This window comes from Streptomyces sp. NPDC003379, from assembly GCF_053589195.1.
This window is the reverse complement of record NZ_JBSFRK010000101.1, coordinates 1-8436: the sequence shown is the minus strand read 5'-3', so window position 1 is coordinate 8436 and position 8436 is coordinate 1. Positions and strand designations below refer to the sequence as shown.

Sequence of the window (8436 nt, the reverse complement as noted above, 5' to 3'; positions counted from 1 at the left end):
CGGAGCCCCCCTCAAGGGGTGCCCCGACCGGCCCGCTCAGCGGGAACCGCGGTGTCACCTGCCGACGGACTGAAGCTCCCGGTCGGTCTCGGCGTCGGGCGTGACCGTGTCACCGAGGAGCTTGTGCAGCTTCTCGCCCTCCACGTCCACGTTCGGCAGCGCCTTGTCGAGCCAGCGCGGCAGCCACCACGCGGACTTGCCGAGCAGCGCGAGCACGGCGGGAACGATCGCCATGCGGACGACGAACGCGTCGAAGAGGACGGCGACGGCCAGACCGAAGCCCATCATCTTGATCATGTCGTCGTTCTCCATGATGAAGCCGGAGAAGACGCTGATCATGATGACCGCGGCCGCGGCCACGACCCGTCCGCCGTGGGTGAAGCCGGTCACGACCGACTCGCCGGGGCGCGCCCCGTGGACGTACGCCTCGCGCATCCGCGTCACGAGGAAGACCTCGTAGTCCATCGCGAGGCCGAAGACCACGCCGATCATGAAGATCGGCATCATGCTCATGATCGGGCCCGGCTGGTCGACGCCCACGATGTCCGCGAGCCAGCCCCACTGGAAGACGGCGACGACGGCGCCGAGCGCGGCGGCCACCGAGAGCAGGAAGCCGAGCGCCGCCTTGAGCGGGACCAGGATCGAGCGGAAGACCAGCATCAGCAGGAGGAACGCCAGGCCGACGACCAGGCCCAGGTAGGGCAGGAGCGCGTCGTCCAGGGTCTGCGAGAAGTCGATGGTCATCGCGGTCTGGCCGGTGACCAGGACCTCGGAGCCGGTGTCGGACCCGATGTCCTGCGCACTGGATCGGATCGACTTGACCAGTTCTTCGGTCTTGTGGTCGCTCGGCCCGGTCTCCGGGACGACGCTCAGGATCGCGGTGTCGTCGGCCTTGTTGGACGTGGGAGGCGTCACGGCGACGACGCCGTCGACCTTGGCGAGTTCCTCGCCGACGGTCTTGGCGGCGCCCGCCACCTCGGAGTCCTTGCTGACCGTGACCATCAGGGGGCCGTTGAAGCCCGCGCCGAAGGACTCGGACAGCATGTCGTACGCCTTGCGCTGGGTGGTGTCCGGCGCCGACGTGCCCTCGTCGGGCAGGCCGAGTTCGAGGCTGGTGGCCGGGACGGCGATCACGCCGAGGCCGACGACCGCGACGAGCAGGACGGCGAGCGGGCGGCGCAGCACGAAGCGCGCCCAGCGGGTGCCGAGCTTCGGCTTGGCGTTCGGGTCCAGGAGCTCGCTCGCGGACTTCTTGCGGTCCTTGCGGCGCAGCACCTTGCGGCCCGCGAAGCCGAGCAGCGCGGGGATCATGGTGAGCGCGATGAGGACGGCGACCACCACGGTGCCTGCGGCGGCCAGGCCCATCTTGGTGAGGATCGGGATGTTGACGACCGCGAGGCCGGAGAGGGCGACGACGACGGTGAGGCCGGCGAACACCACGGCGGAGCCCGCGGTTCCGGTGGCCCGGCCCGCCGCGTCCTCCGGCGTGCGGCCCTCGGCTATCTCGGCCCGGAAGCGGGAGACGATGAACAGGGCGTAGTCGATGCCGACGGCGAGGCCGATCATCATCGCCAGCGTGGAGGTCGTGGCGGAGAGGTCCAGGACGCTGCCGAGCGCCCCGATGCTCGAAATGCCGATGCCGACACCGATGATGGCGGTGAGCAGCGGCATGCCCGCGGCGACCAGCGAGCCGAAGGTGAGGATCAGGACGACCGCGGAGATGGCGATGCCGATGAGTTCGGCGCTGCCGCCCATCTCCTGCTCCGCCATGACGGCGTCGCCGCCGGTCTCGACGCTCAGGCCCGCGTCACGGGTCCGGTCGGTGGCCTTGGTCAGGGCGTCACGCGATTTGTCCGTGAGCTCGGTGGCGACCACCTTGTACGTCACCGAGGCGTACGCCGTGGTGCCGTCCTTGCTGACGGTCTTCGCCTTGTACGGGTCGTCGACGCCCGCCACCTGCGAGCCCTTGCCGATGGCCGCGACCATCTTCTCGACCTCGGCCTTGGGCTCGGCCGAGGTGATCTTCTGGCCCTCGGGGGCCCGGATGACGACGCGGGCGCTCGCGCCGTCGGCGCTGGCGTCCGGGAAGCGCTTCTCCAGGCGGTCGAACGCCTTCTGCGACTCCGTTCCCGGCATCGAGAAGGAGTCGGCGGGCGCGGCGGGGGCGGTCGAGGCCGCGACGCCCGCACCGACGAGCAGAGCCACCCAGAGCAGTGCCACATAGCGGCGCCGCCGGAAGGCGAGGCGACCTAGTTTGTACAGGAACGTAGCCACGGCGAAGGGGACTCCCGTCGGGTTGGGCAAGCAGAGGAAGACCCTCCGTCCGTGCGAATCGGTGCACGTCAGGGGGTCCAGCAGGATTCCTCTCCATCCTCACCGCCGATGAGGGGACAAGAGTCCGACTGCGAGCCGGACTATCGGCCCACGGTCGGTGTACTGCGCCCGGTGGAGTGTCATCCCCTGGGAGGAGAGCCGGTCACCCTGTCTCGTTCACAGGGTGCAGTCACGTGTCAACGCTTTCTTCGTCATTGGCGCGGAACTTTCGACTCCCCTTCACGGCGCACCTGCACGATGTCCCGGTTTATCCGTCGGCTGCGGTCCGACCGACCCGCCGAGGATGTACGCACAGGATGGATGTAGCCGACTTCTCCGCCATGCGAATGGCCAATTCCAGCCGTTGGCCTCGCCGCCGAAGAGCGGGACGCGTCGGGTCAGTTCGCGGATCTCAGCGGACGGAAGAAGTCGCGCAGTTCGCGCGCGACTTGCTCGGGCTCCTCGTGCGCCATGAAGTGCCCGCCGTTGCGCGGCGTGCTCCAGTGGCGCAGATCGGTGAAGACGCGCTCGGCGAGGCTCTTCGGGTAGTGGGCGAAGGCCGGTTCATGGCTGAGGGTGACGGCGCCGGGCACGGTGATGGGCGGCACCGGCCTGTTGTGCCGTACGTAGTCGTAGTACTGCCGGAAGGACGAGCCGATGCTGCCGGTGGCCCAGTAGAGGGTGGCGACGGTCAGCAGGGTGTCCCTGTCCCAGCGGGATTCGAGGTCGCCGTCGCAGTCGCTCCAGTCGCGGTACTTGTCGACGATCCAGGCGAGCAGGCCGGCCGGGGAGTCGCGCAGCGCGGCGGCGATCGTGTCGGGCCGGGTGCACATGATCTCGCTGTAGCCCTGGTCGTCGGTGTCGTACGCGTCCAAGTGGTCGAGGTAGGCCTGCTCCTCGGCGGTCGGCGGATGCGCGCCGAAGTCGGCGGAGACCACCGCGGAGGTGATGTGCACGCCGGTGACCTCCTCGGGGAAGCGGGCGCCGAGCCACTGCGTCACACCGCCCCCGATGTCACCGCCGAAGGCTCCGAACCGCCGGTAGCCGAGGGTCCGGGTCATCAGCGCGTGCCAGATTCCGGCGACGCCCTCCCGGGTGAACGGCCCCTCGGGCAGCCCGGAGTGGAGGAAGCCGGGCAGCGAGGGCACCACCACGTCGAAGGCGTCGGCGGGGTCGCCGCCGTGGGCGCCGGGGTCGGCGAGCCGCCGGGCGAGGTCGAGCATCTCGACGTAGCTGCTCGGCCAGCCGTGGCTGAGGATCAGCGGCAGCGGCGCGGGGCCGCCGTCCGGGCGCGCGCCGCGCAGGTGCACGAAGTGGACGGACGCGCCCGCGACTTCGGCGACGCGGTGCGGGAAGGTGTTGAGCGCGGCCTCGGCGGCGCGCCAGTCGAAGCCGTCCGCCCAGTGGGCGACGAGGCCGCGCAGATAGTGGGGGTCGGTGCCCGCCGCCCAGTACGTCGGGTCGGTGGCCGTGGTGAAGAGGGTGCGCCGAAGGCGCGTGCGCAGGTCGTCCAGGACGTCGTCGGGGACGGAGACCTGGAAGTCACGGACGGATGCCTGCGAGGACGTGGCCTGCGAGGGCGTGGTGTTCACGGGTGTTTCGGTTCCTTCGCTCAGGAGGGCGCGATCGCGGTGGGCGGGCGCTCCTGGGCGGCGTCTGGCGGCGGCGTCCGTCGATGGTGCGGAAGGGACGGACGTCAGACGCGGACTGCGGTCAGGAGGGCCCGGGCGGAGTGCTGCGGAGCGGGGGGCTGCGGGGCAGGGTGCTGCGTGATCATCGGGCTCACCTCCTGGGGCTCTCGGGTCGTGCGTGTGTACGTGCTTGCGTGCCGCGCCTCGCGGGGCGCGCGCGTCGCCGGTGACTATACACACGTACTGGCGTACGCCTCCCGGGAGTTGACCCGCGCGGCCGGTGGTCCGTGGCCCGGGCGGCCACTTCCCCACCACACTGGACCCATGAACACCGAACAGACCGATGCCTACCTGCGGCGCATCGGCGCCGCACGCCCCACCGCCCCCACCGCCCTGGCCCTGCGCGAGCTGCACCTCGCGCACCTGCGCAGCGTCCCCTTCGAGAACCTCTCGGTCCACCTCGGCGAGGAGATCGAGCTGACCGCCGAGGCGCTGGTGGCGAAGGTCGTGCAGGCCCGCCGCGGCGGCTTCTGCTACGAGCTCAACGGCGCCTTCGCCGCCCTCCTGACGGCCCTCGGCTTCGACGTCACGCTGGTGCAGGCCCGGGTCTACGACGACGCGGGGCAGCTCGGCATCCCCTTCGACCACCTGACCCTGCGCGTGCGCACACAGGACGGCGGGGACTGGCTCGCGGACGTCGGCTTCGGCGCCCACAGCCATCTGCCGCTCGCGTTCGGCGAGCGGGGCGAGCAGGCCGACCCCGGCGGCACGTTCCGCCTCGTGGAGACCGCCGAGGGCGATCTGGAGGTCGTCAAGGACGGCAAGCCGCAGTACCTGATCGATCCGCGCCCGCGCGTCCTGGGGGACTTCAAGAGCGGCGCCTGGTACCACCGCACCTCGCCGGACTCCCACTTCACCCGGTCCCTGGTCTGCTCGATGATCACCGGGGACGGCCGGATCACCCTCGGCGGCCGCACGCTCACCACGACCCTCGACGGCGAGCGGAAGATCACCGAGCTGGCCACGGAGGCGGAGGTGCTCGCGGCGTACGAGCGGCACTTCGGCATCCGTCTGGAGCGGGAGCCGAGCGTGCGGGAAACCGCGTGACCGTATGGCGATGAGTTCCGGGCGGTGCGACGGTCCCCATAGAGAGAGCCGCACAGAGAGAGCCGCATACGCGACAGGAGAGTGAGCACCATGCCCCGGATCACCCCCAACCTCTGGTTCGACACGCAGGGCGAGGAGGCCGCGGAGTTCTACGTCTCGGTCTTCCCGAACTCGAAGATCGAGAACGTCTCGTACTACGGGGAGAACGCCCCGCGCCCGGCCGGCACCGTGCTGACGGTGGACTTCGTGCTGGACGGCAAGCCGTTCACGGCGATCAACGGCGGCCCGGAGTTCACCTTCGACGAGGCCGTCTCGTTCCTGATCGACTGCGCCGACCAGGAGGAGGTCGACCACTACTGGACGAAGCTCTCCGAGGACGGCGGCTCGGAGGGGCCCTGTGGATGGGTCAAGGACAAGTACGGCCTGTCCTGGCAGGTCGTACCGGCCATCCTCGGCGAGCTGATGACCGGCCCGGACGCGGAGCGCGCCCAGCGCGCCATGCAGGCGATGTTCGGCATGAAGAAGCTCGACGTGGCCGCGCTCCAGGCGGCGGCCGACGGCAAGGCGTAGAAGCCGGGGCAAAGGCATGACGCGGTGAGGTTGAGCGGGGTCAGCCCGTGAAGTTCTCGTGGTCGCCCACGTACAGCTCGCGGAAGCCGCGTGGGCTGCCGCCCGAGATCCCGGGCCGCCGACAGCGGTTGAACGCCTGGTCCGGCACCTGGGTGACGTGCTGTCCTGCCCAGACGGGGCCGTTGTTCACCGCCTCGGCCACGTAGAACCACATCGGGCTGTACTCGTTGACGTCGTTGGCGTACACGAGCGCGCTGCGGCCCGGATCGATGCCCCGCCAGCCCATGATGTGCGGCCCGGTGCCTTGCAGGCAGGTGTTGTCGGAGAAGCCGATCCCGACATAGACCCGCGTCCGGTACTTGTTGCTGATCGTCAGGCCCACGGTCTCAGTCCTCCGGCTCCGGCTCCCGCTCGCCCCCGGGGCCGCCGGGCGAGTGACCGACATTCCTACGTCGTCACGCCTTGCGGGCCAGGACAAGGCGCCGGCGCGGGCTGCCGTCGGAGCGCCTGCCGAACTCCTCCAGGGGCAGCAGCCGCACGTCGAACCCGGCGTCGGTGAGGTCCGCGCGTACCCCGCCCAGGGGAAAGGTGCGGTAGTACATGACGAACCGGGGCCGCCACAGCAGGTTCCGTACGCGCATCGTCCCGTCGAAGCCGAGCAGCGCCCAGTGCCACGGCGAGGTGACGGGCTGCGGCGCGCCGATCGGGAACGCGAAGAGGCCGCCGGGGCGCAGCGCCCGGTGGACGCCGGCGAACAGGGCGGGACGCTCGGCGGGCAGGAAGTGGCCGAACGCCCCGAAGCTGACGGCGAGGTCGAACCCCGCGGCGAACGGCAGGGCGCGGGCGTCGGCCCGCACCCACTCGACCGCGGGGCCGTCCGGGCACGGCCTGCCCGCCGCCGGCCCGCCCAGGCCATCCCCGCCCACCGCGTCCGCCGCGGCCGCCAGCATCCCCGCGCTGAAGTCCACGCCGGTGACCCGCTCCCGGCAGAGCGGCAGCAGCGTCTCGACGCCGGCGCCGGTCCCGCAGCACACGTCCAGGCCCGCGTCGAAGGGTCCGAGCGGGCGCAGCGCGTCGGCCGTCGCCGTCAGAAACCGGTCCGGCGTACGGAACGGCGTGTGGTCGAACTTCGGGGCCAGCAGGTCGTAGCCGTGCTCGGTGGAGGAGAGCGCCTGAACCGCCAGTTCGCGCGGCGTGGGACCCTGGGAGGTGAACATCGGCTCCAGGGTAGTCAGGAAGGCGGCCCGGGGCGGCGCGGCCGGGCGGCGCCGTGGCCGGTAACCGCCAGGAGGTCTACCGGGGGGTGGGACGGGCCGGGTAGAGGTGCACATCGCACGTCGCCCCAGACCCGTTCCTCACTCCCGGAGGTGCCCCATGGCCACAGACCGGCACAGGACAAGGACCGCATCGGGCAAGACCCGGTTCGACGACATCTACGACCAGCCGGACCCGCGCGCCTACTTCCGCACGCTGGCGCCCTACGCGTACGAGATCCCGCACCACGCCCAGGAGGTCTTCCGCCGCACGCGCGAGCTGCGCTCCCGGGTGCCCGGCGCCGAGGGCCCCGTGACGGTCCTCGACGTGTGCTGCTCCTACGGCATCAACGCGGCGCTGCTCAACCACGACCTCACGCTCGCCGATCTGTACGCGCACTACACCTCCGCCGGGACGGCGGCGCTCACCGCGCACGAGCTGGTCCAGTGCGACAAGGAGTTCTACGCCTCGCGGCGGCGCGCGGACGCCACGCCGGTCATCGGGCTCGACGCCGCGGCGAACGCCACCCGGTACGCCCTGGAGGTGGGTCTGCTCGACGAGGCGTACGCCGAGGACCTCGAACGGCACCCGCCCAGCTCCGGGCTGTGCCGGGCGGTCGCCCGCACCGGGCTGATCACCGTCACGGGCGGTATCGGCTACATCTCGCACCGCACCTTCGACGCGCTGCTCGACTGTGCGCTGACGCAGGTGTGGGTGAGCGCGTTCGTGCTGCGCACGGTGCCGTACCGCCGCATCGCGGTGACCCTGGCCGCGCACGGCCTGCACACCGTCTCGGAGCCCTCGCGCACGTATCCGCAGCGGCTCTTCACCAGCCCCGAGGAGCAGCGGGACGCGGTGCGGCAGGTGATCCTGGCGGGTGAGGATCCCGCCGGGCACGAGTCCGAGGGCCGCTACCACACACGGCTGCACGAGTCCCGGCCCCGCGTGGACTGATTCTCGGGCCGCCCGGGGCTCGACCAAGGGACACTTGCGGGCATATCGTGACACCAATGGCCGACTCGGACGTCAGGGGGGTCGCCATGGTTCAGGAACTGCTGACAGCAGGCGCCGCGGTCGCCTCGGGCTGCCTCGTGTACGGGATGGCGGCGGCCCGCGTGATCAAGCAGTACGAACGCGGCGTGGTGTTCCGCCTGGGCCGGCTCTCGGGCCACGTCCGAGGGCCCGGCTTCACCATGGTGGTCCCGGGCATCGACCGGCTGCGCAAGGTGAACATGCAGATCGTGACGTTGCCGGTGCCCGCGCAGGACGGCATCACGCGCGACAACGTCACGGTCCGGGTGGACGCGGTCATCTACTTCAAGGTCGTCGACGCGGCCGGCGCGGTCGTGCGGGTGGAGGACTACCGCTTCGCGGTCTCGCAGATGGCGCAGACGTCACTGCGCTCCATCATCGGCAAGAGCGACCTCGACGACCTGCTCTCCAACCGGGAAAAGCTCAACCAGGGACTGGAGTTGATGATCGACAGCCCGGCCATCGGCTGGGGCGTGCAGATCGACCGGGTCGAGATCAAGGACGTATCGCTGCCCGAGACCATGAAGCG

The 8436-nt window shown here is 70.9% G+C and carries 8 protein-coding genes; 4 read left to right on the top strand and 4 right to left on the bottom strand.

Features of this window, described 5'->3' with window-relative positions; translation table 11 throughout:
• Positions 1 to 54 precede the first annotated feature (54 nt).
• Complete coding sequence (locus ACWDVB_RS39785) at positions 55 to 2274, bottom strand: MMPL family transporter (protein WP_451514685.1); 2220 nt, start codon at positions 2272 to 2274, stop codon at positions 55 to 57.
• Positions 2275 to 2711: 437 nt separating this feature from the next.
• Complete coding sequence (locus ACWDVB_RS39780) at positions 2712 to 3905, bottom strand: epoxide hydrolase family protein (protein WP_451514686.1); 1194 nt, start codon at positions 3903 to 3905, stop codon at positions 2712 to 2714.
• A 363-nt stretch (positions 3906 to 4268) separates the two neighbouring features.
• Here ACWDVB_RS39780 and ACWDVB_RS39775 point away from each other — a divergent pair, with 363 nt between their 5' ends.
• A complete protein-coding gene (locus ACWDVB_RS39775; RefSeq protein ID WP_451514687.1) occupies positions 4269 to 5051 on the top strand; it encodes an arylamine N-acetyltransferase family protein in 783 nt (260 codons plus the stop codon).
• 90 nt (positions 5052 to 5141) lie between these two features.
• A complete protein-coding gene (locus tag ACWDVB_RS39770; protein ID WP_451514688.1) occupies positions 5142 to 5621 on the top strand; it encodes a VOC family protein in 480 nt (159 codons plus the stop codon).
• Between the two features lie 40 nt (positions 5622 to 5661).
• On the opposite strand, the gene ACWDVB_RS39765 is transcribed toward ACWDVB_RS39770, so the two are convergent.
• Together ACWDVB_RS39765 and ACWDVB_RS39760 are read right to left on the bottom strand one after the other, a co-directional pair.
• On the bottom strand, positions 5662 to 6003 hold the full coding sequence (locus ACWDVB_RS39765; RefSeq protein ID WP_451514689.1) for a hypothetical protein: 342 nt from the start codon (positions 6001 to 6003) through the stop codon (positions 5662 to 5664).
• 73 nt (positions 6004 to 6076) lie between these two features.
• Complete coding sequence (locus ACWDVB_RS39760) at positions 6077 to 6838, bottom strand: class I SAM-dependent methyltransferase (RefSeq protein ID WP_451514690.1); 762 nt, start codon at positions 6836 to 6838, stop codon at positions 6077 to 6079.
• Between the two features lie 157 nt (positions 6839 to 6995).
• Between ACWDVB_RS39760 and ACWDVB_RS39755 the strand changes: the two genes are divergently transcribed.
• Together ACWDVB_RS39755 and ACWDVB_RS39750 are read left to right on the top strand one after the other, a co-directional pair.
• Complete coding sequence (locus tag ACWDVB_RS39755; protein ID WP_451514691.1) at positions 6996 to 7829, top strand: hypothetical protein; 834 nt, start codon at positions 6996 to 6998, stop codon at positions 7827 to 7829.
• Positions 7830 to 7915: 86 nt separating this feature from the next.
• Positions 7916 to 8436: SPFH domain-containing protein (locus ACWDVB_RS39750; protein ID WP_451612052.1), on the top strand; the 521-nt coding region annotated here is incomplete at its 3' end.